This window comes from Paramicrobacterium fandaimingii, assembly GCF_011751745.2.
Lineage (GTDB): Bacteria > Actinomycetota > Actinomycetes > Actinomycetales > Microbacteriaceae > Paramicrobacterium > Paramicrobacterium fandaimingii.
In genome coordinates, this window is sequence record NZ_CP061170.1 from 1,947,571 (window position 1) to 1,970,471 (window position 22,901).

Below are 22,901 nucleotides of genomic sequence, written 5' to 3' on the forward strand. Positions count from 1 at the left end.
GATGGGGGAATGCACAGTCGCATCCCCCCTGTGGGCCTCGTCTGGAGTTTTGCGCCGTTCGCGATCATCTCCGTCGTGCACGTCATGGCGTTGTGGCTCTCGAGTCCCATTGCGGCACCGACGAAGCTGTTCCTCATGCCGCTGCTGCTCGTTCCCGTCGCTGTCGCTTCACGAAGACTGACTCCTCGCACCGCAGTCGCTCTTCTCGTCTGCGCGATTGCACTTTCGTGGCTTGGCGACGCGGCGGGAGCGTTCTTCGGCTTTGCGCCAGAGCTTCCGACAATGCTGCTGTTCTTCGGGCTTGCACACGGTGCGTACATGCTGCTCTTCGCACGGCACGCCGTACGTCGGCGCCTTCCACGCTGGACGCTCATCTACGGCGTCTGGTGGGTGGCAATGCTCATCCTCCTCGCTTCTCACGTCGGCCCGCTCATCGCCGCGGTCGCTGTGTACGGACTCGTGCTCGGTGGCACAGCCACTCTCGCATCGCGCTGTCATCCGCTCACGGTGAGCGGCAGCTTCCTGTTTCTTCTCAGTGACTCGGTCTTGGCATTTCGGCTGTTTCTGCCCGAGTGGATGCCGCCGTGGACAAGTCCCGCTGTCATGGCAACCTACACGGCAGGCCAGGCACTCATTGTGGCCGGAATGTTGCTGACACTGTCGCGCACGCGGGAATGCACGATGGCGACAGTTGCCGCATCGTGACCGGCGCGCTCAGAGAAGAAAGATCGGCAGCATGCCGGGGTTGTGGGCGTGCACGAGCACGGCGAAGACCACGGCATCGAACAGCAGATGCACCGTGACAATGTAGGCGAGCGAGTGCGTGCGCATGAAAATGAAGCCCTGCAGCAAAGCGAACGGTATCGTCAGCGCGGGGCCCCACTCACGGTATCCGAGCTCCCAGAGAAACGACACGAACACCATTGCCTGAAGCAGGTTGGCAAGCAGCCCGGGAAAATGCCGCCGCAGCAGGGTGAACACCGTGCAGATGAAGAACAGCTCGTCCCAGATGCCGACCGCGCCAACACCGACGAAGAGACGGGAAATGAGCTCCGGCGTCGTCACCTCGGGCCAGTTTAGGTACGCGCCACTGCTGATGAAGTAAAACGGAAGAACCAGCCAGCCGAGAATCAGCACGGCAATCAGCCAGCCCCACTGCAGGCCTTTCCAGCGCTCTCCCGTTCGCCAGGGAAATCTGATTGCACGGTCCCGGTACACGAACCGCGAGAGCAGGTACGGAACGAGGACCGCCCCGCCGAGAGCTGCCGTAAATCGCATCATCGCGAGGTTGTCGAGCTCTGCGGCAAGCGGAATCGAACTCACGATGAGCATTCCGATGGCGATCAGGCTCAGATCGCGCGTCAGCGACGCGTCGGATGCGCGCACGCGTCGTCGCTCGATCAGAAACGCTCCCGCAACACCGCATGCCAGCAGCACCCAGCCAAGCCAGGGCAACTGCAGCACGAAGAAAGCGGGTGCCGCCGCGCAGACGAGAGCCGCAGGAAGAACGCTCACGCGGTAGTCGATTCGTCTCTCGGCGATCATCTGCCCAGCGTATCGGCAGCCACACAGTGTCGGCTGCGCCATCCGGCTACCCATCCAATGTCTGGGCGAACAGAAAATGCCATCCGATCCACCACCAGAACACAATGATGGCGATCCGGGCAGCGTGAGAGGTGAAGAGGTCGTCAAGCAGTTGCGACGGAGATGACATCGCCACGGGATCCCGGTGGGACCACGCGACGAGTCCACACGCCGCGACAAGACACAGCGTGTAAACGCCAATTGTGACAGTGTGCATCATTACTCCCGTCTTCCGCGTCCTGGCCACGCTCGCATCATCAGAAAGATGCCCGCCGCCAGCCAGGCGACGACGAAGACGCTTTTCCCCACCGGACTGTTGAGCACGGGGTCGAGTACGTCCGACATCGAGGGCATTGTGCCGTCGGCAAGCAGCCCCCATTTCCACGTGAGGTACGCCGTCGCCTCCCACACTCCGGCAATCAGAATGAGGCTTCCCCACGCTACGCGGGCACGGCGAAGCACCGTCTCCGCACCATCAGGGGTGGTTCGCTGCATGCTTCGCGCGGTCGTGTGTCGCCCGAAAATGGCTACGTAGGCGGCAGCCAGTCCGATAATGCACACGAGGATGCCCGTCGCGAGCCCATGCCGGGGCGCTGCGATAAGCACAACCGCAGTCAGGAGCCCGATGCCCACCGCCAGCATGACGAGTCCTGGGCTCGCGCGCGTGCCGCGCACTGACCCTCTCACCCATGTGCAGAGCGTTGCTGCGACGAGCGCAGCGACAAAGAACGCCGCATCCACCCATGCCCCGCGAATCAGCTGAAAGACAGCGACAAGCAGCAGAACGATGAGCCACGGCACATCGCGCGGGCGAATCGGCATCTGCACCGTCATATTCCGAGTGTAGAACTGCGGTCAATCACATCCTCGATGACGTGGCGACCCGAGATGTGACTCGTCGCCAGATCGCTTCCTTTTTGCGATGATTTCGGGGTATACAAGAAGCCTTGTCGAAATCATTTTTGCCGTTTAGCGTTAAGCACATGGAGCAGATCGAGACAATCACCGCGATTCACCACCCGGTGCGCCGGCGGATATTCGAGTATCTGTATCTGCACGGGTCATCACAGGTCGGCACCCTTGCGCGCGCACTCGATCAGCAGGTGGGCAGTATCAGCCATCATCTTCGGATGCTCGAGCGAGCAGACATTGTTGAACGCGCAGACGCACCTGACGGAGACAAGCGCTCCAGTTGGTGGGTCGCAAAGAGAGACAGTTTCAGCTGGTCGCTCGACGACTTCGCCGATTCGCCGGCAGACGCCGTGCTTGCGCGCGAAGCCGAGCGAATCAACATTGCAGTACACATGCGGCGCCTCCAGGAGTGGAAGAAGTCCGCATCCCGATCCCCCGAGTGGGACGGGTTCAGCACAGACGCGCTCGCCTGGGCAACTCCAGACGAACTCGCCGATCTGTCGGCCTCGTTGAGTGCCACTCTCGATGCCTGGAAGCGAAGAATCGATACAGACGATGGGCAGCAGCGCCGCCCCGTCTTTTTCTTCGCACACGGCTTCCCCACTCTCCCGTAATCCTTCATTCACCGTGAATCAGGGGACAACTATGGTCACAGTCGAGCCGCGCCTGCTGCGCGAACCTCCACCATTTCGCAGAGACCGAGCGGTCCATACGTGGATCGGAGTGAAGGCCCTGTCTGATGCCGGCGACGCCATCTGGACGATCGCCCTGGCATGGACAGCAGTGCAGATCACCTCTCCGGCGCTCGCGGGTGTCATCGTCGCGGCAGGAACAGTGCCCCGTGCAGTCATCCTGATGTTCGGCGGTGTTCTGGCCGACCGCGCCAACGCGCGCCACATCATGATCCTGTTCAACAGCATCCGCATCGCCGTGCTCATTGGCGTCGCGCTGTGGGTTCTCGCGTCTCCCCCGACCGTCGCTGTGCTGCTTCTTGCTGCGATCGGTTTCGGCATCTGCGACGCCTTTTACGAACCCTCGGCCGGCACAATCGCCCGCCAACTCGTGCGCACGGACGATCTGCCCACCTACTCGGCCGTCATGCAGACAGCCACCCGTCTCGGCACGATGGGCGGCGCTGCGATCGGAGGTTTCCTCGTTGCGCACGCCGGCATGGTGGGAAGCTCGGCAGCGAACGCCGTCACATTCGCCCTCGTCGTCGCGTTCATCGCCATCTGGCTGCGGCCACGGTTTGCGCTCCCCCGAAGCGAGAAAGAGTCACCGTTGCGAGGCATCATCAGGGGCTTCACACACCTGAAGGATGCTCCGACAACTCGCACCCTCGTCATCGCACTCTCGGGGCTCAACCTCGCCGTCGGTCCGGCGCTCGGCATCGGGCTCGCGCTGAGGGCAACCGAACAGAGCTGGGGCGCGCAAGCCGTCGGCATCTTCGAGGCCCTTGTCGGAGCTGGCGCTGCCCTCGGGGCCATCTCCGTGACCAAGTGGCGTCCGCGACGTGAGGCGAACGCCGGGTTCTGGGCGCTCGTTGTCCAGGGCGGCGCGATTGTCTGTCTCGGCATCGGGCCCGTGTGGCTTGTCGGTGGCGGGGCATTCGTGATCGGCCTGACCGCGGGCTATGCCTCGGTACTTCTCAGCTCAACCTTTGCGGCCACAGTCGATACGTCATTTCTCGGCCGCATGAGCGCCATCACACGTCTTGGCGACGACTGCCTGATGCCGCTGGCGATGGCTGCTTTTGGCGCAATCGCTTCAGTTACCGAATTGTGGGTGCCGTTCACGCTCTATGGATCCAGTCTTGCCGCCCTGATGATCTTCCCACTGCGCAACCGCGCGCTCCGGGCAATGTCGCTTCGGCCTGTGGACAAACCCGAGTAGGTACTGCCCGTTCATACGGGAGCAGGTTCACTCTCGCAATTCCACGGGCCTGCTTCCGGATGGACCGCACGTTCAGACGACCCTGTTAGCGTCGCCCAAGCGACGACGAGGAGATTCGAATGCATCGAAAGCTGTTGGCAGGACTGGGCGCGGCTGTAGTGCTGCTCGGCATGGTGGGGTGCAGCACCTCTGGGATCGAGGGCCCGAAACCCACAGGTAGTCAGCAACAAGGGTCGCAACCCGACGTTTCTGGCGTTCCCGACGTCGTGGCTGAGGTGAATGGCGTAGAGCTCACAAAGGACGAATTCGTTGAGCTTTACGAAGGTCAATACCAGCAGATGCAGCAGCAGTCGCAGACGACCGGCGAGGAAGTCGATCAAGATGCCCTGCGGAAGCAGACGGCTGACGCAATGGTCGACACTGAACTGCTCATCCAAGAATCTGACGCGCGCAACATCGAGGCCACCCAGGAGGAACTCGATGCGGCCCTCGAGAAGCTGGCGACCACAAACCAGATGAAAACGGCGGACGAGGCGCTCGCCGCGCTCAAGGAACAGGGACTCGACGAAAAGGCCGTTTACTCACAGTTGAAGACGCAGGTGCGTTTGGACAAGCTCATCGCTCAGGAAACGGGCGACATCGAGCCCACAGATGAAGAGCTGCAGAAGCTCTACGATCAAGCCGTCGCCCAGCAGAAGCAGTCCGGCGGGCAGGGTGGCGAACTTCCGTCGTACGAAGAGGCGAGGCCGCAGCTCGTCGAGCAGGCAAAATCGCAGAAGCAATCCGAGGCGTATGAAGTCCTGGTGAAAAAGCTCCGCAAGGGCGCCGACATCACGGTGAATTTGTGATTCGCAACCAACGGTTCAACGTTACTTGGCGGCGAGGAGACGCTCGACGCGTGGCTTGACTTCGGTCGCAAGGAGGGTGATCGATTCAAGGAAGTGCTCTTGAGGCAATCCGCCTATGTCCATCTGCAGGAAGTGGCGCATGTGCCCCATGTACCCGTGGAGATGCACAATCCGCTCCGCGACCTCGTCGGGATCGCCCACATAGTAGGCGCCGGGCGCTTCAGCTTGGGCGTCGAACTGGCGCTTGTCAGGCGCACCCCAACCGCGGAGCTTGCCCATCTCGATGTTCAGGTTTCGCCAGCCAGGGTAGAAGCGCTCCATTGCCTCCTTCTTCGTCGGCGCGACAAGTCCCCACGCGGCCACCGAAACTTTGATCTTGTCACCGGTATGGCCCGCCTTGGCTGCGCTGCGACGGTAGAGTTCGGCCAGCGGTGCGAAACGGTGCGGTTCACCGCCGATGATTCCGTAGGAGACCGGCAGGCCCAATTTACCTGCCCGAGCCGAGGATGATGCGTTGCCGCCAGTGGCGAGCCAGATGGGCAACCGCCCGCCAACGGGCCTCGGCACGACGGCAAGGTCATCCACGTTCGGGCGCACGCTTCCCGACCAGGTCACGTTCTCTGAGACGCTCTCATTGATCGTCATCAGCAGATCAAGCTTCTCCGCATAGAGCCTGTCATAGTCCCGCAGATCGAACCCGAACAGAGGAAAGGTTTCCACTGACGATCCGCGACCGGCTGTGATCTCGACTCGGCCGCCGCCAGAGATCGCATCGGCTGTCGCGAACTGTTGGAACACACGTACCGGATCGTCGGTGCTGATGATGCTCGCGGCGCTCCCGAGGATGATGTGTTCGGTCGCGGCAGCGGCGGCGGCAATCATCGCCCCGGGGGACGACGCCGGCATACTCGCCGTGTGGTGCTCACCGATGCCGAAATACGTCAAACCGACTTTGTCGGCGTGCTCAATCGTCTCGAATAAGTTGCGAATCGCCTCAGCGGTGGACCGCTGGCTTCCGTCTGGGTTCAGCTGGGTGTCACCGAAGCTGTATGCACCAAGTTCCATGATGTTCTCCAATATGTTTGTCGTGTGTATGCGCTGCCCGCGACGGCTGAGCTCAGAGCTCGGCACCGCTGAATAACGTGGTCGATCCGGTGAGCCCCAACTCGGCGCCCAGCTCATCGGCAGTGTGTCTGCCACCGAAGATGGCTGTGCCTGGCTCAAACGCGGCGCCGGTCTCAAGAGGGCCGGCATATACCGCGTCGAACCCGAAACGATCAATAATCTCGGCAACGACGGACGCTGCATCATCGTCGCCAGCGATGGCGAGAGCGCGGCGCTGATCCCGCCCGGCGGCATGATTGTCGGCTTCCAATTCGTGGTACCCGATGTGGTTGAGCGTTTTCACGACCCGTGCGCCAGTGAAGTAGTCGCTTACGACCTCGCTGCTACTGCGGGCATCCGTTGTGAAATCATCTAATCGGCCGTCGATCGGCTCCCAGTAGTTCATCGTGTCGATCACGATCTTGCCCGACAACAGGGCCGGCGACACGGTGCGGTACTTATGCAGGGGAACAGCAATGATCACGAGGTCTGAGTTCGCGACGGCATCTGACGCCGACATTGCCCGCGCCCCCGGCACGACGATGTCAACGAGCATCTCGATGTCTGAACCCGGACCGGAGCCGGAGATATTCACCGCGTACCCCGCCGTGAGAGCAGTGCGCGCAATGGCTGAGCCCACCCGGCCCGCTCCGAGGATGCCAATCGTTCTTATCATGGAGACCCTTCTTCTGTCGATGACTTAACGATGTCAACCCTTGCGCCAGAGAACCAATACGCAGTAACCTACTAATAATTAGTAAGCGAGGGGCGCTATGAGTGGTTCTGAATTCACGCACATTGACGACGAAGAGTGCCGCCGGTTTCAAGCATCCGCTGAGCTAGCTGGACGCAAATGGAATGCGGCGATCCTGCTGGCAGGAGCGCGAGGGGCGCGCCGGTTCTCCGAGTACCGCACCCTCGTGGAAGGAATTTCCGATCGTCTCCTCGCCGCCAGGCTGAAAGAACTCGAGCTCGAGGGGCTCATCCGCCGCGGCGTACAGCCAACCACGCCGGTATCAATCAGCTACGATCTGACGTCATCCGGCCTCGAGCTGATCTCACTGTTGCATCCGTTAGTGAACTGGAGTCGAACCCGACAGAGCGGCGTTGACGACGCCACTCACACGCCGGGTCTCACGCCGGGTGTGCGGGCGGCCTCCTCCGCCTAGCGCCCAGACAGCCAACGACGATCTCACCGTGTCGGGGTCGTCGCTGGGCGATCCTTTCCGATCCATCCCATGTGAGTGTGCGTAAACGCGTCGGGCAGCTTGAGCCCGTAGCCCAGCATCCGGTCGAAACCGACATGGAAGGCCCAAGCGAAAGCGACAAGGGCAAGCCACAGCGACCACTCGGGTGAGAACGTAACCGTCACGAGTGCGATGACGCCCACCAGGGCTGGCCACGCGTAGGTGTGGGTGGCGTTGTACCAAACCGCCCCGGTCGCGGGCGAACGCAGGTAGCCCAGAGCAGAGAGGTCAAATACAAAGAACACGGCAAACGGGAACCACCACATATGTGGGGCGAGCACGATCGTGCCGACGAGAGACAGCACCCCGATAAGTGCGCTCTCGACCATCTGAACCGCTCTGGGGTTCAGTCCGCGGCTGGTATTTTGTGGCGCCTCGGTGTCGTTTCGTGGAGCACGATCGGCCATGTCGGCCATCTTCCTCTCATTCAAATCTCAAGACAAGGGTGTGACGGTTCCGCTCCCCGCCGTCGACGGTATCGTTGCGACGGATGTCGTGCTTGATCGTAATTGCGGGGTCAGCGTGGCCGAGCAACTGCGATGCCAGTTCCACGCCCGCGCTTTCGTTGATCGTGCTCGCGACGGTGCGCCGAAACTTATGCGGAGTGACACCCTCGATTCCCGCCAGGTTCATGACACAGCGGAGGGCGGCGCACATTGTTTGTCGTCAACGGACTGTCCTCGCGGGAGCAGAACAGCAGCGCGTTCGGGTCGATCGTGTTCAGTCGCTTCAGACGCCGTTGCACGGCCGTTGCGGCGATCCTCGGAAGTTGAATGGTTCGCCGCGACCGCGCGGTCTTCGGGTGATCCTGCCGCGCTGTCGGTTCACTTTTCGGGCTGATGATCGTTCCGGTGATCCGCACGGACGATGGCTTGTACGTTGCCAACACCTTCTTGCGCTGAGCCTGCCCGCTCCGTCCTTGAAATCGAAGAGCGACTTGCGGCGGTCAACGCACGATCGCTGAGCGCAACAGAAGCCAGCTGCCGATTGCAGACACGATGATCACTATTCCTGCGGCAACAGCGAGCCACCACAGTTGGAAGGCGGCGATGATCTCTGCGGCGGAGGGCATGATCACGATCAGTGTGACAACGAGAACGACAGCGACGGCGACGGCGATCAGTTGGGGCCCACGGGCGCCGAACCTCATCCATGATGCGCCGAACACGCCGCCGATCGTGAGCATGGACAACACGCCGAGGAAGACGATGGGCAGCAGCAGGCTGAGGTCGCCGGCCCCGAGCACGTAAATGTCGAATATGTAGAATCCGGCGAACCAGTGGTCGGTGGCGATCTCGATCAGTGCGAGGGCCGCGAACACGAGGGCGAGGTAGGCCGAGACGGTCACGTTCCACAGCAGTGTGCCGGCGGTGAATCCGCGCCGGGTGGCTCCGAGTGTGAGCGCGAACGGGAATGTGGTGGCGACGGACTGCACGCCGAGGTACACAAGGAACCCGGCAAGCGCGTACAGAATTCCGGGGTTGCTCTGCGAGCCTTGGATCCAGCCTTCCGTGCCGGGAAGGCTGCCCCCGCGCCAGAACAACAACGAGATCAAGACCGAGATCACCGCCACCATCGCGGTGATGTACAGCGGTACGACGAAGGTCACCTCGCGCTTGTTCAGATGCAACTTGGTGGTCGCGATCATCGTGCTCATGCTCGTTCTACTTTCACATCGGTGGATTCTGCGTCGTCTGCTCCGTATGCGGCAACCAGGTCTTGCAGTGACGCCGGGGCTAGCTGCACTCTGAGGTCTCGTGCACGGATGCGGGTTTCATCATCGAGCACAAAGGCTGCCGTGACCGAGGTCAAACCGCCGACTGCGGTCCTCTGCAGAACGGGACGGTCGGCGACCAACTCGGCGACGGCATCCGTGGTGCCGCTCATCACCCACGCCGATGCCATCAGCTCGTCACGGTCGCCATTCGTGACGACACGTCCCTGATCCATGATCACCACCTGGTCGAAGAGCGACTCAGACTCGTCTATCAGGTGAGTCGAGAGGACGATCGTCCGAGGATGTTGTTCGTAATCATGAAGGAGCATCCGGTGGAACACGGCCCGTGCGGTGACATCAAGTCCGAGGTACGGCTCGTCAAGCAAAGTGATCGGGGCTCGGGACGCCAGCCCTAGGACAATGGCGATCGATGACAGTTGCCCGCGGGAGAGTTTCTTGATTCGGGTCTTTGTCGGGATGCGGAGGCTGTCGGCAAGTTCTTCGGCGACATCTGGGCTCCAGTTCGGCGCGAAGTCCGGCGCGATCCTCAACACGTGATGCAACCGGTAGTCGTCTGGGTACCGCTGGTTATCGCGAACGTAACTGATTTGGGCGAGAGTGGGCGCATGCTCGAACGGCGTGTGTCCGAGAACTTCGATCTCGCCGGAGGACTGACGGTCCTGGCCTGCCATGATCGACATGATGGTGGTCTTTCCGGCACCATTGCGGCCGAGCAGGCCGAGGATCGAGTGCTCGGGGACGGCAAAGCTGACATCATCCAGCGCGTGCACCCGGCCGTAGAAGCGCGTGACGGAGCGGACCTCGATCGCGTTGGTCATTTCTCGTTCTCCTGATCAATCATCTCTGCGAGCTCTTCTCTGTCGATATTCAGCAACCGTGATTCGTGGACGAGCGGGGCGACGTACTCGGTGCGAAACTCTGACCGTCGCGATAGGTGCAGCCGGTCTTTGGCTCCCGCCGCGACGAACATCCCGACACCACGCTTCCTATACAGCGCGCCCTCCTCCACGAGCAGGTTGACGCCTTTCGCCGCGGTAATGGGACTGATCTGATAGAACACGGCGTATTCGTTTGTGGACGGGACGCTGGACTCCTCCGGATAGGTGCCGGCCATGATGCCCTCGGCGATGTGGTCGGCGAGTTGCTGATAGATCGGTCCTTCACCGGTGAGCATTCAACCCCTTAGGTTCTATAGTGCACTATAGAACCTAAGGGGTGCCACGATCGAAGTCAAGGCCGACCGGTCTGATGCAGGGATTGGTGACATCTTGACCTGCCCCCGTAAAGCCCTAATCACTGGCGATGAGAGATCTCGGCGCTAGAGCTTGTATATGGATGAAGGCCGAGAACGGCTTGGGGTCACGATTGGCGTCATACGCACGGAGCAGTTCAACGTACGGTTTCTTGTCGATCGACCAGTCGTACATCTCGACATCCTCTGACTCCTGAGCAGCGAGGAACGTCAGATCGGCATACAGGCGGGTGCTCCGGCCGTTCCCACGGCCGCTTTCGTGATCGGTTCTTCAAGGGCTTCGCGAGCCGCCGGAGTCAGGGCATCCAGCTCATCGAACGGGAGCGGAGTCTCGCCGCAACCCGGATCGAGCGTCACTTCTGCGCGTTACGGGCCACGACGAAGCGTCCGGTCTTTGCAGACCGAACATAGTTTGCCGGCACGGTTCGTCGTTCCAGCGACGCTGACTCACGGCGACGTCGACTGGACGAGCAAGCTAGTCACGATCGAGCGCCAGTGCTTCCCGGCACCGGGGGCCTTAACATCAAGCCGCCAAAGGGTCGTCGAGTTCGCCGCGTTCCGATCATCGAGCCACTCGAGCCAGTGCTGCGCAGACTCACGGTGCAACGGGGGCGCAACCTGCCGCTGTTGCGTGGCCCGCGTGGTGGGGTCATTACGACCGCGGCGTTGCGCAATGCAACCAACTGGGACGCTCTGGTTGCATCACTGGGGTTTCCGGGGTTGCGTCGCCATGACCTTCGGCACGCGGGCGCAACCTGGTTCGCAAAAGCAGGAATCCCGATCCACGTCGTGAACCACATTCTCGGGCACGCATCGGTCGAGACGACCCGTGCGTACCTCCACACTGACAACACGGCATTGCAGAACGCCGGGGCACGGATGAATGAGCACCTCCGGAGGCAGCGATGAGTAGCTAGAAATAGCTGAACCCCTTGACCATGTCGAGTCAAGGGGTTCAACGGGTACATATTTGGGCCCAAGACCGGCAATTCACCGATCTGGCGACTTCCAAAAAATACCGTCTGATCAGGTATTTTCTTTCTGTCGGGCTGACAGGATTTGAACTTGCGACCCCTTGGAGGTTTTTTGACCTCACCGAAAGCTTCCGAAAATCTCTAGTTTTCCCTGGTCGTAGGGGGAATCGAGTGATTCTCCTGCCTCTAGTCTACCCGGTCACTGGCGGTCCGTCACGGGTGATTGAGATGGGTATTAGATGGGCCCCTACGAATGCCTAAATCAGGAGAGGCTAAATGACGACCAAGACCAATCCCACGTAGTAAAGCAACCCGCGCGCCTAGCACCCACCAATTAGGCTGCTCTAGCCGAACAGGCTGCCCGGGTCGAGATCGATTTACGCGGCTACTGGCCACGTGAAACCTGCGAAGTGCAATGCTTGACTCAGGAATCCCCAGCCGAGAACCAGTACCTCATCTCCCAAAATCTACGCATTCAGGTCGCTCGGCCGTTCGAGGTGAGCCGGATGACGGTGTGCGAGAAGGCCTCTCGAGCGATCCCTCCTTCAGGCTGAGCGGCCCCCTGAATTAGATCAGTGCTTCAAGGAGATGAGGGGTTACTCACGGACGCTGATTGCTTGGCGACCGAACCCGAACAGACGCTCATCCAACGCAGCGATGATGTTATACCACCACTGCCTGTTTTGATCACCGTAGCGGTCCAGCAATTCTCTGAGTTGCCCGTCACTCCAGCGTGACATTAGCTGGTCAAGTGCAACCATCCGGAGGGTTTCGCTATCCAGATACAAAGCTTCCTCTAGATCTACATCTGATGTTCTCTGCTGACGAAGCCGCCATGCGCGGCCCAGTTCCTGAAGCGCTTTAGTTTTACTAACCGCCCAAACCGGCGCCACCACTCTTGCCAACGGGCTGTCGAGCACGAACTCCGCGTCGTCCAAGAAACCATAGCTGTCAAGCACCGTGAGATCGCCCAGACTCGGCAGGGCACGTTCGGTCCGCGTAACTATTGCGATCAATGCGTGGAGCGCGGAGGAACGCGATACATAAGAGTCCCTTCGAAGCTCCGCGCTGACACGCTCGACATCTGCGTCAATGATCTCGGCAGCTTGAGACAACACAAGGCAGGCCGCGCCCTTAGCTTTCGCAGTCATGTGTTCAGCAATCACCGCGTATTTGTCCGCCAGCGGTGCCTTACGCTTGTTGAGCCACTCAGATGTGCCGTCCAGCACATCGCGCGCCGATTCGAGATAGTTGTGTGGATTCTGGATGGTGAGAGCTACCCATGCACGTACGTCTAGCGTCTCGTCTCGGTCGAGTAACTCCAGACTCTCCTTCGAGACAGACGCTGCCAGTAGCCGACTGATCATGTCGGCAGACCCGTACTCATCGCGATCGGTCAGTTCTTTGATCTGCAAGAGAGCCCAGTCCATATCACGCCTCGCACGCTCAACAAGAGCGCATTCAATTTCTGCAGATTTCAGCTCAGAGACCGTCTTCAGCTGTTCCGCTGATATGTTCTCGTGTTCAACGATTTGGAGTGCGGCAGCAACAGCGATCTGCCAATGGGTTCCCACCAGCAGAGGACTCCATTGATCAGCCTGTAGCTGAGGAACTGAGTTCACGACAAGGTCACGCAACGCGGATGTATCATTCCCGCTGTATCTCGTTGGTGCCAGATCCCCGACGTCTGTCAAGTCTCCGGCCATCACATCGATGGCCGCCCGAATCAGATCTCGGGTTCGATCATCGACTGCATCCAGGTCAGCAACACCTTTGAGAAGTTCTAAATCCTCCAGAGACGCGACTGCAACCATGTAGTTCAGAGTCGAGTCAATGCCGGAGAACTTCCCGAACAGATCGGCCCACCTAGCCGCAGGTGTTTCTGCCGTCCGCGGTTCAAAAGAGAGGCCTTCGCCATCACCTCCTGCCGGATCGGGTTCCCAAAAAGATCTAGGACGGATCACATGTTCGGTCAGGAATCGCAAGACACCTCGAACCACGTTTGAGTTGTCGTCGGTAGCTAACGTTGCAAGCTCATCGATGAACCGGTCATCCAATCGGTCGGGCGGGATGAGGCCCCAAATAGGAACGACCCGATGGTCCCTTTCGACCAAGCCGTAGTTCTCGAAAAAAGTTCGGTACCAAATCCTGGCCTCGCCAAGAGTCAGGTCAAGGTTCTCGCGATTTTTGAACAGACGATTGACGTGATGCGAGCCGAGAGTTTCAGCTTCCTGCGCGAATGCCTCTGCTGCCAAAGTCACACGATCACGCGTTTCCGGTGCAATCGACGTCCCGCCCAGGAACAGGTTCGAGAACGAGGACAGCGCGGACATGATCTGGAGCTGAGCAGAGTCGGGCTCGCCCGCCGAGTCATCGTCATCAGTCTTGGCCTCGGCCGACTCCAGGGTTTCGGGCTCATCGTTAGCAGGTGTCGACCCAGACGATCCTGAGCTCAGCTCCGCTGTACTAGCTGACACTTCGTCAGCTATCCGCAGCGCGTGTGGTAACAGGAAGTTCATAACCTCAAGAGCAAGGTCATCCGTGCCACTGAAGGTCTTATGCAACACAAGCCGCTCGGCCTCCACCCGCTCCTTGAAAGCGAGCACGGCCTCGAGTTGTGGTCCCCTGTCTCGCAACCGTTCCGGATCGATCTCGCGGAAGTACATCCCGACCGTTGGAGCGGTGCCGTTTTCTTGCCTACGCTTCAACGCGATATTGAATTCTTCAGAAAAACCGGAAGAGTCATTGTCAGTGGGCGTGCCCCAGCGCACGTTTAAAAGACCGACGAATACATCGCAGCTATACACCAAGGGGTTTATGAGTTCCTGCGGAGCCCCGGCGTCAGGCTGTACATCTTCCCAGCCCTCAATTGAGACGCGGACTCCTCGCTCACGAAACATCGCATTCAAGCGGCGTTCGAGGTTGCGAAGTGCATCACGCTCGTCAGTAAGATCGCCAGGAGATGCCATGAAGACGCGTAGCTCGCGCAGATCCTTCTCCATCGCCACTCTTGACTCCACCCCTCATGTTTGCCTGCGCCTCAGGATAGCGGCTCCCACGCCAGCGAGACCGTCCTAGCTGGTGGAGTCGGACCCGAGAGGCCACACGTCTTTCAGCAAACGCGCGGCCGATCGAGCCCACTCCGCCGTTCGTGACGTTCCTCTGCCGAGCCCCGCGCTGCTGCCTGAAGCTTCCCACGCAGACCGGCTTATGAGACGACACCCCTCTTGCAGATCATGGATTCCGAAGTTCCGAAAGCACCGGTCGTTTAGGTTCCGGTACGATGGGCGCAGGGCCGTTCGGAGATGACTTTCCGAAGACGCCAATCCGCATCGGACGAAGGGACCCGCACCTTCTCGACGCCGCGTGTCGTGAGCATGCTTATTGTAGCGGCGGTCTATTGTGACTCCCTTTCCGGAGTGGTCGGCTCGCGTGCTTCAGCCGCTTCCGGATCGTGTAGCGCGTTCCAGTAAGGCATGAAGACAAGCTTTAGCGTGAGCCACCAGAGGTAGACGCTGACGCTTGAGGAAAACACCGAGTCCCCGATCAGCCCGTGTGCAACTTCGTTGCGAAGGTTCGGACCTATGGGTCCGCACAGAAGCGCGCGAAGCTCGAACGTAACGTCCTCTCCGAAAATGTCGACAACCCGCTCGTTCTCCATGAGAGAGGAAAGGCCTATCTCGTTCTCGTTGCCGTCGGCATTAATTGTGCTCGTGCGTTCGCCGGCGTTCAAGAGATGCAGTCGCACGAGCGCCTCGATTGCGGGAACAATGAGGTGTACTGCTGTTCCAAAATCTCCGGTATACCCGTAGTGCAACCCCCGAGCTAGGACGCCCTCGTGCGTGCTCGGTACGATGGTGCTCCCCACGGCAAGGGCCTGGAAGTCGCCAATGTGAAGCCGGTGATCGGTGGACAGCTGTCTCCAAGCTCTCGGCAGCACGATGCCGCCGACGAGATTGATTCGCAGCTGATAGTGCTGGATCATGCCTTCCCAGATTGACGCCTTCTCGCCATAGATCGTGGCGTCGTCACTCACGGGCGAGCGGTATACGGTCCGCCCGTCGGAACTAAGAGTTCGCTTTCCAAAAAGCGACGAGAGGGGGAATTGTCTCTCCCGCTGTTCCGCTTCAGTCCGCGCCGCCGACAGATTTGCGAAGGATTGTATGCCAGCGAAGCGCCGGACCGATTCGACTGGATCTTCACTGCGAATTGCGGCAATCAACTCGGTTACATGATCGCCAAGGTCGCCACTCTCTGTGGTGAACACTCTCATCTTGCCGATCGCCGCAGCGCCGCTCTCCCGGATCCGGCGGGCAAGCTCGATCGGCAAGTCAGCGCTGCCCAGGCGTTCGCGGGCCGTACGTGGCAGCGTGCGAAGAACCTTGAGAGCCATTTCCAGGTGGATGGATGCGCGGAATGCCTCGGTAGCTTTAGATTCGGCGATCAGCCGCTGAACGATCGAGTATGTTGCGTCCTCAGCCGCCTCCGGATCGCCCGCACGGCGGAACCATTCGGCTGATATCTCCAGTATGTGCTGAGCGGCGATTGACTCTATGCCTTCAGCGTGTTCAGCAAGGCGGACCGCGATGGCCGATGCATGTGGGAGTCCAAGCCTGTGCGCACCGAGCATTCGCGCCGCGCTCACCGCAAGACCGCTATCAGTGGATGTGGTTGAGGCTTCGACGAGTTGGCGCTCGATCGCGTCGAGTTGCACCGACGCGACACCACGGAAGCGGACTCCGACCGCAAGTCCACGGTCCCATTGTTCGGCATCGTGGGTCATCGCTTCGCTCGTCACCCCGTGGTCGACCAGCGCCTGGAGCTGCGCAGCGTGCCGGGTCGCGCGAAGCGCGGAGTCGCCAGCGATTGCGGCGACGTCAAGGACGCGACTCCGAAGAATTAGGTTGGGGATATGTTCGGCGATCTCAGCCAGCACTGTAATGTCCGCCTCCACAAAATCTGCGGGAACGGCGCTCCGCCGGTCGCCGAACGTCGCAAAAGGGCCGTACGGGTTGCTCCAGTCGTCCCCGTTCGGCATGAACCAGGCGATCGTCGCAAGGAGACCCGCGATATAGCGGACATCGTCGTCGGCATCAGCGTCGTCGGCGATGGTCCGAAGTGGACTGCCGATAAGTAGAGTCGCAGCATAATCGTCAGCGTACGCGGCCTTCAAATCGGGGTGGCGCGCAGCAACCTGCCAGCGAGAATTATGGGGCGTGATCATGAGCCCAGGCTATCGGCGACCGCTGACACCAGCTCGGCGATCTGTGTCCAATCGGCGAGCGTCTACTTCGGCGGCTTGCTCGGCTCAATGTCCCTGTGAGTGCGGTCGAGGGTCCGATGCCGGTTTGATTGATTCTTGTGGCCTGCCGATTAAACCGCGGGGCAAACATACTTCTGCACCTTCCTGGAGCCAATCTCGATTGAACTCGGAACCCATGAAGCCTCGATCTGCGAGACGCGTGGCAGCATCAGAGCGGGGTTCTCAAGTGTCACCAGTCAGGATGGAAGGTTCAGAAACGTCATCGAAGGCAGAGGGCTATTCAATCAATCGTCTGCGGCAGGTCGTTGGAGCCTGCATCCTCTGTCAGACACAAAACAACGGTGACGCAAATTTTGCGTCACCGTTCTTCCTACTATGATCGGAGCACAGCTACGGTTTTGCGCCGGAAGCCGTGATCGATCCCATACCTCCAAGGTACGCTCACGTTGCCAATTCGTCCACAGATCTATCGATTGCGATCCGTCCAAGCCCGCTCTGTGACCTTCCAGCTCCCCTTGGCCGTCCCCAGCAACACGGGGTCACTGAAGCGGGCAACTTCGTTGAGTACGTCAGCGAGGGCTTCGGGGAGCTCTTTCTGGCGACTTACGCGTGTACGCCAGGCACGCCACTTGGGTTGCGCACGCTCGGTCATTTCCGCGAGTGCCGATAACAATGGAGCGAGGGTGACGCCTCGGTAAGCGGCCACGGTCTCCAGCGAGTTTCGGAGGGTGGCTGCTTCAACTGAGTGAAGGTGCGTAAGCGTGTAGACGTCAGCGAAGTCCCTCCAGCGCGTGTTCCCCTCTCCTCGATCGATCGCGGTGACGATCTTTTCGGCGAGCACCATTGCGAGCGGATAGCCGAGCAGCGTAACCGGTGGTTGATCGAGTGGCACGATGCGCGGCAGCTCGATGAGTTGAGGAGCTGGCCATATCGGGTCACCGAAGTTGACGTCGATCCCGACAGTCAGCCGAGCACGACCGAGGTGACCGACGAGTCGCACGCACACGCCAGCATACTCATCAGCATCGCCGTCCCGAATGGCAGATGCGGTGATGCTGTCTGCGTCGAAGGCCACCCCGTCAGACAGTTCGATGGCTGCAATCTCACGCAACCGCCCAGCCACGTCATCGGCATCATTAGATAACCCAGTAGCTTGGAGATCGATGTCCTTGGTAGGGCGACGAGCAGCGAATGCCGCCAGCAGCACACCTCCCTTGAGCACAAAATCGTCTCGGTGCGGTGACGCGGCAATGCGAGCAAGCAGCGCTTCGAGTACATACAGGGTCTGCAACTCTTGCACGTCGCCGCCGGTCTCACGGGCGAGTTTCTGAATTGCCAGTGTTGCATCACCATCGGGCGTGCCGCGTTGCGGTTTTGGTGTCATAGCAGGATCTCAAGAGCGTTCTGTAGTGCGGGTCTCGCTTTCGGGAAGCTCTTGGCAATGGTGAGCAGTTGGGACGGGCTGTTCCCTTTAACACGGAGCCATCGCTTGAGCGCGTCGATTGTGAGGTCGCTGCCCCATTCGTGACTGAGGCGGAATAGATCGATGATCGTGCGTTCCCCGGAATAGAGCCCGATCGTCCTTCCGCCCGGCAGTGCGTAGTTAGTACGGCCGATGTCGAAGGTTGCGGCACCGAAGTGGTGCCAACTGATCGGCGCACTCCAGGCGGTCAAGGGCTTCATTCCTCGCGGGATGGCGATGTTGCTAAGCGTCGGGATCTCGTCCGTCAAGTCGTGGATCGATAGTGCCGTCAGCAGGCAGAGCGTCGCCTGCGGCCGCTTCGCAGCAATCGCCATCCACGCCGCCGTAGTGTCATCCGTTGCACCAGCGCGTAGGAACTGACCAGGAGCGATCCGCTCGTATTCCTTGGTGTCGATGAGCCGGTCGAACTCCCTTCGCGTCAATCCCGCGTCTGCGAGATCCTTGTATCTCAGCAGGTCTGGCAGCAATGCAGCATCCATGTTCACCTCCATTCGAACAGAATTAGTTACACATGCAGCATACCTGTTACTGTTTCTGATCGCCAGAGCTCCAAACCTTGTCATCCGAATGCCCCCTCCAGCAGTCCTGCCGTCGTGGGGTCGAGGGTTTCGTTGCGGCGGATGTAGTGCTTGATCGTGATCGCCGGGTCGGTATGGCCAAGCAGTTGAGACGCTAGTTCGACGCCCGCGCTTTCGTTGATCGTCGTGACGACAGTGCGGCGGAACTTATGCGGCGTGACACCCTCAATACTGACCAGACCCATGACGTGGAGGAGCTGGCGGCGCACGTTGTTCGTCGTCAGCGGCGTGCCCCCGCGGGAACAGAACAGCAGCGCCTCGGGATCGATCGTGTCGAGCTGCTTCAATCGACGTTGCACGGCGTGCGCAGCGAACCCCGGGAGCTGGATCGTGCGCCGCGAGCGCGCGCTCTTCGGATGCTCCTGCCTTGTCGTCGGTTCACTCTTCGGGCTGACGATCGTTCCGGTGATTCGTACGGATGGCACGCTCAGGTCGATGTCACTCCGACGTATTGCGAGCACCTCGCCGATGCGCGCGGAGGTGCCCAGCATGACCTCGACGATTGCGCCGAGTTGTCCATCGGGCTTCGGGCCCGACACATCGCGCCCGGCCTCCCAATACGTGATTGCCGCACGGATCGCCGTAATCTCCTCAGAAGTGAACGCGTCGGGAATCCGAACGTCGCGATGCAACCGCGCGACATGATCGACCGGGTTTCGCAACAGCACCTCGTGTCGCACGGCCAGCGCGAGGGCGAGCCGCAACACCACACGCGCGTGCTTTGCTTTCGAGCTCGAATCCTTCGCCAGCCGCTTTAAGAACTGGTCACACCGCGCCACACCGATCTCGCGCAGCGTCAGGTCTTTGAATACCGGCAACACGAGCGTGCGCATGTCACGCTCATACAGTTGCCGAGTGGCGGTCGCGAGACGATCCTCCAGCTCGATGTCTTCGAGCCAGTACTCCACCAGATCGGGGAACGGGCTGTCAGCCGTGAGCGACCCCGCACTCGGCGCGATCAGGTTGCGATCGACGCATTTGGCTTTGAGCGCGTGGGTTGCAGCAGCTGCGGTGTCGCCGCTCGCTTGCACGAGCCGGGTGACGCCATCCCAGTCGCGGTAGCGGGCGCGGGCTTCGATGCGTCGGCTCGGGCGACAACGGGTAGTGATCTCGCCGAAGGTGCCGATCGTCAGGCGCGGGCGGCTCATCGTGTCACCCCTGAAGAGGTCGAGAAGGCGCCGGATCGCGCTGCGCTTCGATCCACTCGGTCACGTCCGTGACGGCGAACTTGAGGTGCTTGCCGAAGCGGTATGCGCGCGGGCCGACGCCGCGCGAACGCCAGTCGTAGATCGTCGAGATGGGAACGCCGAGATACTCCGATAACTCGCGGATGTCGAGCAGAGGCGGCAGGTCGGGCAGAGGCAGAGGAAACGGCGTTGGAGTGGTCATGCAGACGAGGTGCGCCGCACGCTCCAAAGCAACCGAAATCACCCGTAGGCGACACTCGCGAACCGAGCAAAGCGCTGGTCAGAAGCTGTTTCAGGAGCGCTTTTGGATGGGTATTAGATGACCGGATCAAATCTCACCAACGAAAAAATCGCGGAAACCCTTGAGTTTCCGCGATTCTCTGGTCGGGCTGACAGGATTTGAACCTGCGACCCCTTGACCCCCAGGCGTCCAAACGGCCCGAATCGGGCCAAGAACCGCGTAGTTCCACGGATCAGATCATGCAGGACACATCATGCAATGCATGGTTTACATGATTCTGGTCCCCTTCTGGTCCCGTCTTCGTCGTTGAGCGGCGCCGCAGCGAGGCGCTCGCCGACTCTGGCCCGTTCGGTCAGGACAGAGGGCGGGTTCTTTCAGCGGCTTGACCCAGTATTGCTGGCTGCCCGATGCCAACTCGAAGAGCGCCGCTGCCCCCGAGCCCGCTGTAGCAGCGCGACCAAAGACAACTGTGGCGGCGGAAAGAACTTGGCAAGGGCCGCTCTTTGCGCACAGTCGGCCGCGACAGCACCGTCAGTGGCGCTGATGTGCCCGTCGTCCGTCCCCGCTCTGCCCCCGAGCCATCGATCGGCCTGACGTACGCGCGCGACAATCTATGGCTGAGTGAGCGAGCCGTCGTCAAATTGGTCTTCTTCTCTTACGACTAAAACGCAGCAGATGTGTATCGCGGTTGCCAAGAATCCGCACCCGCTTCCGAACCGTCATTCGGAAGGGGGCGCACCAGTTCCTGACAATGCGTTTCTCGAGTCGTTGTCCCACCTTGTTGCCATACTGTGCATTGGAGGTCACATGTCAACCACGCTATCCCCACTCGTATCGCTGGCGACATCGATGCACGCTCAACCCGGCGTGTACGCTGTCCTCCTCGGCTCGGGGGTTTCGACAGCTGCCGGCATCCCAACCGGCTGGGGTGTCGTTCGCGAGTTGGTGCGGCGGATTGCTGCCGCGGATGGCGGAGACTCGTCAGCGGTGGACACTGCGTGGGGCGACCCCGAAGCCTGGTGGGCCGAGAACGCGGAGGGCAAACTCGGCTACTCGACGCTCTTGGAACAGCTCGCGCCAACGGCCGCCGCGCGTCAAGGTCTCCTCGCCGACTTCTTCGAACCCGATGAGGACGAACGGGAGGAAGGACTCAAGCAGCCGACCAAGGCGCACGAATCGCTGGCCAAGCTGGTGAAGAACGGGCTGGTAGGGGTCATCATCACAACGAACTTCGACCGGCTCATGGAGCGTGCCCTCGAAGCACAGGGAGTGACGCCGCAGGTGATCGCCCGCCCCGAGGCCGTCAACGGCATGGCACCACTTGTTCACTCCCCCGCCACAATCATCAAACTCCACGGCGACTATAAAGACCTCGGCAGCCGTAATACCCCTGACGAGCTCAACTCCTACCCAGCGGAGTGGAACGCCCTTCTCAGCCAAGTCTTCGACGAGTACGGGCTCATCGTCTCAGGTTGGTCAGCGGACTGGGATACGGCCCTCGTCTCCGCACTTGAACGAACCCCGAACCGCCGGTACCCGCTCTACTGGGACGCGCGCAGCAGCAAGGGAGATAACGCCCAACGCCTCCTTGCGGCTCGATCGGGCACCATCGTGCCGGCGTCGAGCGCAGATGAGTTCTTCTCCGAGCTTGCGGGAGATATCGACGCGCTTGATCGGCTCTCAGCACCACCATTGTCTGCTGCGCTGGCGCTCGCGCGACTCAAGCGGTATCTCGCGGACCCCGTCAGACGAATCGATTTACACGACCTCGTCATGCGTCAGGTGGACGCGGTAGTCGAACACATTGCCGCCTCACCCATCAACTCGGATGGCCCGCTGCAATGGCAGGACCTCCAGGACACCTATGAGGGTTACTTCTCATCAATAGAGCAGCTCGCACCGCTGCTGGAGGCTGGCGTATGGCATGATCCCGAAGGGGCGCACGATCAGCTCTGGGTCGATGTCCTGCAGCGGCTGGTCGATGCCGGAACGGCTGTCCCTTCCCAGGGATGGAATGACGCTCTCTATCCAGCGCGGCTGTTGCCCGCATTTGCCGCGCTTGCCATCTGCGGAATGACTGCGATGCGGCGAGACCGCGAAGGTCTGCTCATCCGACTTGCGACGGAAGTGGAGGGGCGTCCGCGGCCTGGCGAAGAGCATGTGTTCCCCGCGGCGCATCTCCTGCACTACCTCCGGCTCACAAGCGATGATTGGGTGAACGCGCTCCCGAGGTGGGAGGGGACTCGATGGACTTATCCTGCGAGCCACATGTTCGTGACCGATCTCTGGCGGTACTTCAAAGAGACATATCCCGCCTTTGACGACTACCGGGCGGCCTATCACGGCTTCGAGTACCGCTTGGGTCTGGTCCAGGAGCAGCTGACGCCCAACATCTTCCTACGAGCCATCAGCGGTGAATATGTGGGCGAACGAGCGTGGGGGTTCGACGGGGTTCCCCTGGTTGAGGCGACGTTCCGAAGGCAGATAGACCGATCGCGATCGCAACCGTGGTCCCACTTCCTAGGCGGGACTGATCAGCTTAACGATGTCGTTGAAAGGCATCGTGAGGTGATCAGCCGCTACAAGCGCTGGTAGGC

At 60.6% G+C, this 22,901-nt stretch carries 23 protein-coding genes; 7 read left to right on the forward strand and 16 right to left on the reverse strand.

Annotated elements, in window-relative coordinates:
- The first annotated feature begins 9 nt into the window (after positions 1-9).
- Positions 10-705: a lysoplasmalogenase family protein gene (locus HCR84_RS09430; RefSeq protein WP_166983802.1), complete on the forward strand. Its 696-nt coding sequence runs from the start codon at positions 10-12 to the stop codon at positions 703-705.
- Between the two features lie 9 nt (positions 706-714).
- Here the strand turns inward: HCR84_RS09430 and HCR84_RS09435 are convergent, their stop codons facing one another.
- Genes HCR84_RS09435 through HCR84_RS09445 form a run of 3 tightly spaced genes read right to left on the reverse strand, consistent with a single transcriptional unit; the run spans position 715 to position 2,418 of the window.
- On the reverse strand, positions 715-1,545 hold the full coding sequence (locus HCR84_RS09435) for a CPBP family glutamic-type intramembrane protease (RefSeq protein WP_166983803.1): 831 nt from the start codon (positions 1,543-1,545) through the stop codon (positions 715-717).
- 46 nt (positions 1,546-1,591) lie between these two features.
- The gene (locus HCR84_RS09440; protein ID WP_166983804.1) at positions 1,592-1,804 is read right to left on the reverse strand and encodes a DUF6186 family protein; all 213 of its coding nucleotides are present in this window, start codon (positions 1,802-1,804) and stop codon (positions 1,592-1,594) included.
- Positions 1,804-2,418, reverse strand: a complete 615-nt coding sequence (locus HCR84_RS09445; protein ID WP_166983805.1) for a hypothetical protein — start codon at positions 2,416-2,418, stop codon at positions 1,804-1,806. The genes HCR84_RS09440 and HCR84_RS09445 overlap by 1 nt, the downstream gene beginning before the upstream one ends.
- A 149-nt stretch (positions 2,419-2,567) precedes the next feature.
- On the opposite strand from HCR84_RS09445, the gene HCR84_RS09450 reads away from it, so the two are divergent.
- From HCR84_RS09450 to HCR84_RS09460, 3 genes are all read left to right on the forward strand, one after another.
- Positions 2,568-3,110 (forward strand): winged helix-turn-helix domain-containing protein, encoded by a 543-nt coding sequence (locus tag HCR84_RS09450; RefSeq protein ID WP_166983806.1) that lies wholly within the window; start codon positions 2,568-2,570, stop codon positions 3,108-3,110.
- A gap of 31 nt (positions 3,111-3,141) precedes the next feature.
- Positions 3,142-4,389: an MFS transporter gene (locus HCR84_RS09455; RefSeq protein ID WP_166983807.1), complete on the forward strand. Its 1,248-nt coding sequence runs from the start codon at positions 3,142-3,144 to the stop codon at positions 4,387-4,389.
- 119 nt (positions 4,390-4,508) lie between these two features.
- On the forward strand, positions 4,509-5,237 hold the full coding sequence (locus tag HCR84_RS09460; RefSeq protein ID WP_166983808.1) for a SurA N-terminal domain-containing protein: 729 nt from the start codon (positions 4,509-4,511) through the stop codon (positions 5,235-5,237).
- Positions 5,238-5,258: 21 nt separating this feature from the next.
- Here HCR84_RS09460 and HCR84_RS09465 read toward each other — a convergent pair whose 3' ends face one another.
- Positions 5,259-6,302: an LLM class flavin-dependent oxidoreductase gene (locus HCR84_RS09465; RefSeq protein WP_166983894.1), complete on the reverse strand. Its 1,044-nt coding sequence runs from the start codon at positions 6,300-6,302 to the stop codon at positions 5,259-5,261.
- Positions 6,303-6,354: 52 nt separating this feature from the next.
- Positions 6,355-7,017 (reverse strand): NADPH-dependent F420 reductase, encoded by a 663-nt coding sequence (locus tag HCR84_RS09470; protein ID WP_166983809.1) that lies wholly within the window; start codon positions 7,015-7,017, stop codon positions 6,355-6,357.
- 97 nt (positions 7,018-7,114) lie between these two features.
- Here HCR84_RS09470 and HCR84_RS09475 point away from each other — a divergent pair, with 97 nt between their 5' ends.
- On the forward strand, positions 7,115-7,510 hold the full coding sequence (locus tag HCR84_RS09475) for a winged helix-turn-helix transcriptional regulator (protein WP_166983810.1): 396 nt from the start codon (positions 7,115-7,117) through the stop codon (positions 7,508-7,510).
- 23 nt (positions 7,511-7,533) lie between these two features.
- Here the strand turns inward: HCR84_RS09475 and HCR84_RS09480 are convergent, their stop codons facing one another.
- The 5 genes from HCR84_RS09480 to HCR84_RS09500 form a co-directional block, all read right to left on the reverse strand.
- Positions 7,534-7,995, reverse strand: coding sequence for a DUF4260 domain-containing protein (locus HCR84_RS09480; protein WP_166983811.1), 462 nt, complete (start codon positions 7,993-7,995; stop codon positions 7,534-7,536).
- Positions 7,996-8,011: 16 nt separating this feature from the next.
- The gene (locus HCR84_RS09485; protein WP_166983812.1) at positions 8,012-8,221 is read right to left on the reverse strand and encodes a hypothetical protein; all 210 of its coding nucleotides are present in this window, start codon (positions 8,219-8,221) and stop codon (positions 8,012-8,014) included.
- Positions 8,222-8,534: 313 nt separating this feature from the next.
- The gene (locus HCR84_RS09490; protein WP_166983813.1) at positions 8,535-9,245 is read right to left on the reverse strand and encodes a hypothetical protein; all 711 of its coding nucleotides are present in this window, start codon (positions 9,243-9,245) and stop codon (positions 8,535-8,537) included.
- Positions 9,242-10,144: an ABC transporter ATP-binding protein gene (locus HCR84_RS09495; protein ID WP_166983814.1), complete on the reverse strand. Its 903-nt coding sequence runs from the start codon at positions 10,142-10,144 to the stop codon at positions 9,242-9,244. Before HCR84_RS09495 ends, HCR84_RS09490 begins: the two co-directional genes overlap by 4 nt.
- Complete coding sequence (locus HCR84_RS09500; protein ID WP_166983815.1) at positions 10,141-10,500, reverse strand: GntR family transcriptional regulator; 360 nt, start codon at positions 10,498-10,500, stop codon at positions 10,141-10,143. The genes HCR84_RS09495 and HCR84_RS09500 overlap by 4 nt, the downstream gene beginning before the upstream one ends.
- A 573-nt stretch (positions 10,501-11,073) precedes the next feature.
- Between HCR84_RS09500 and HCR84_RS17640 the strand changes: the two genes are divergently transcribed.
- Positions 11,074-11,487 carry a tyrosine-type recombinase/integrase gene (locus HCR84_RS17640; protein ID WP_244972458.1) on the forward strand — a complete coding sequence of 138 codons (414 nt, stop codon included), beginning with the start codon at positions 11,074-11,076 and terminating at the stop codon, positions 11,485-11,487.
- 661 nt (positions 11,488-12,148) lie between these two features.
- Here HCR84_RS17640 and HCR84_RS09510 read toward each other — a convergent pair.
- The 6 genes from HCR84_RS09510 to HCR84_RS09535 all read right to left on the reverse strand — a co-directional run bounded on the left by HCR84_RS09510 (position 12,149) and on the right by HCR84_RS09535 (position 20,265).
- The gene (locus HCR84_RS09510; RefSeq protein ID WP_244972608.1) at positions 12,149-14,554 is read right to left on the reverse strand and encodes a DUF4062 domain-containing protein; all 2,406 of its coding nucleotides are present in this window, start codon (positions 14,552-14,554) and stop codon (positions 12,149-12,151) included.
- Positions 14,555-14,949: 395 nt separating this feature from the next.
- Entirely contained in the window at positions 14,950-16,776 is a 1,827-nt protein-coding gene (locus HCR84_RS09515) for a DUF7380 domain-containing protein (protein ID WP_166983817.1), read from the reverse strand.
- Between the two features lie 505 nt (positions 16,777-17,281).
- Positions 17,282-18,199 carry a nucleotidyl transferase AbiEii/AbiGii toxin family protein gene (locus tag HCR84_RS09520; protein ID WP_166983818.1) on the reverse strand — a complete coding sequence of 306 codons (918 nt, stop codon included), beginning with the start codon at positions 18,197-18,199 and terminating at the stop codon, positions 17,282-17,284.
- Positions 18,196-18,777, reverse strand: a complete 582-nt coding sequence (locus HCR84_RS09525; RefSeq protein WP_166983819.1) for a type IV toxin-antitoxin system AbiEi family antitoxin domain-containing protein — start codon at positions 18,775-18,777, stop codon at positions 18,196-18,198. The genes HCR84_RS09520 and HCR84_RS09525 overlap by 4 nt, the downstream gene beginning before the upstream one ends.
- Positions 18,778-18,857: 80 nt before the next feature.
- Entirely contained in the window at positions 18,858-20,024 is a 1,167-nt protein-coding gene (locus tag HCR84_RS09530; RefSeq protein ID WP_166983820.1) for a tyrosine-type recombinase/integrase, read from the reverse strand.
- 4 nt (positions 20,025-20,028) lie between these two features.
- On the reverse strand, positions 20,029-20,265 hold the full coding sequence (locus HCR84_RS09535) for a helix-turn-helix domain-containing protein (RefSeq protein ID WP_166983821.1): 237 nt from the start codon (positions 20,263-20,265) through the stop codon (positions 20,029-20,031).
- 846 nt (positions 20,266-21,111) lie between these two features.
- On the opposite strand from HCR84_RS09535, the gene HCR84_RS09540 reads away from it, so the two are divergent.
- Positions 21,112-22,899, forward strand: a complete 1,788-nt coding sequence (locus tag HCR84_RS09540) for an SIR2 family protein (protein WP_166983822.1) — start codon at positions 21,112-21,114, stop codon at positions 22,897-22,899.
- Positions 22,900-22,901: the final 2 nt, after the last annotated feature.

Coding starts and splice junctions, on each gene's coding strand:
- HCR84_RS09465 (WP_166983894.1), bottom strand. CDS start 6,302: ATGGAACTTGGTGCATACAGCTTCGGTGACACCCAGCTGAACCCAGAC.
- HCR84_RS09520 (WP_166983818.1), bottom strand. CDS start 18,199: ATGACACCAAAACCGCAACGCGGCACGCCCGATGGTGATGCAACACTG.
- HCR84_RS09470 (WP_166983809.1), bottom strand. CDS start 7,017: ATGATAAGAACGATTGGCATCCTCGGAGCGGGCCGGGTGGGCTCAGCC.
- HCR84_RS09455 (WP_166983807.1), top strand. CDS start 3,142: ATGGTCACAGTCGAGCCGCGCCTGCTGCGCGAACCTCCACCATTTCGC.
- HCR84_RS09525 (WP_166983819.1), bottom strand. CDS start 18,777: ATGGATGCTGCATTGCTGCCAGACCTGCTGAGATACAAGGATCTCGCA.
- HCR84_RS09440 (WP_166983804.1), bottom strand. CDS start 1,804: ATGATGCACACTGTCACAATTGGCGTTTACACGCTGTGTCTTGTCGCG.
- HCR84_RS09515 (WP_166983817.1), bottom strand. CDS start 16,776: ATGATCACGCCCCATAATTCTCGCTGGCAGGTTGCTGCGCGCCACCCC.
- HCR84_RS09460 (WP_166983808.1), top strand. CDS start 4,509: ATGCATCGAAAGCTGTTGGCAGGACTGGGCGCGGCTGTAGTGCTGCTC.
- HCR84_RS09485 (WP_166983812.1), bottom strand. CDS start 8,221: ATGAACCTGGCGGGAATCGAGGGTGTCACTCCGCATAAGTTTCGGCGC.
- HCR84_RS09450 (WP_166983806.1), top strand. CDS start 2,568: ATGGAGCAGATCGAGACAATCACCGCGATTCACCACCCGGTGCGCCGG.
- HCR84_RS09530 (WP_166983820.1), bottom strand. CDS start 20,024: ATGAGCCGCCCGCGCCTGACGATCGGCACCTTCGGCGAGATCACTACC.
- HCR84_RS09430 (WP_166983802.1), top strand. CDS start 10: ATGCACAGTCGCATCCCCCCTGTGGGCCTCGTCTGGAGTTTTGCGCCG.
- HCR84_RS09540 (WP_166983822.1), top strand. CDS start 21,112: ATGTCAACCACGCTATCCCCACTCGTATCGCTGGCGACATCGATGCAC.
- HCR84_RS09480 (WP_166983811.1), bottom strand. CDS start 7,995: ATGGCCGATCGTGCTCCACGAAACGACACCGAGGCGCCACAAAATACC.
- HCR84_RS09500 (WP_166983815.1), bottom strand. CDS start 10,500: ATGCTCACCGGTGAAGGACCGATCTATCAGCAACTCGCCGACCACATC.
- HCR84_RS09445 (WP_166983805.1), bottom strand. CDS start 2,418: ATGACGGTGCAGATGCCGATTCGCCCGCGCGATGTGCCGTGGCTCATC.
- HCR84_RS09510 (WP_244972608.1), bottom strand. CDS start 14,554: ATGGAGAAGGATCTGCGCGAGCTACGCGTCTTCATGGCATCTCCTGGC.
- HCR84_RS09490 (WP_166983813.1), bottom strand. CDS start 9,245: ATGAGCACGATGATCGCGACCACCAAGTTGCATCTGAACAAGCGCGAG.
- HCR84_RS09475 (WP_166983810.1), top strand. CDS start 7,115: ATGAGTGGTTCTGAATTCACGCACATTGACGACGAAGAGTGCCGCCGG.
- HCR84_RS09535 (WP_166983821.1), bottom strand. CDS start 20,265: ATGACCACTCCAACGCCGTTTCCTCTGCCTCTGCCCGACCTGCCGCCT.
- HCR84_RS09495 (WP_166983814.1), bottom strand. CDS start 10,144: ATGACCAACGCGATCGAGGTCCGCTCCGTCACGCGCTTCTACGGCCGG.
- HCR84_RS09435 (WP_166983803.1), bottom strand. CDS start 1,545: ATGATCGCCGAGAGACGAATCGACTACCGCGTGAGCGTTCTTCCTGCG.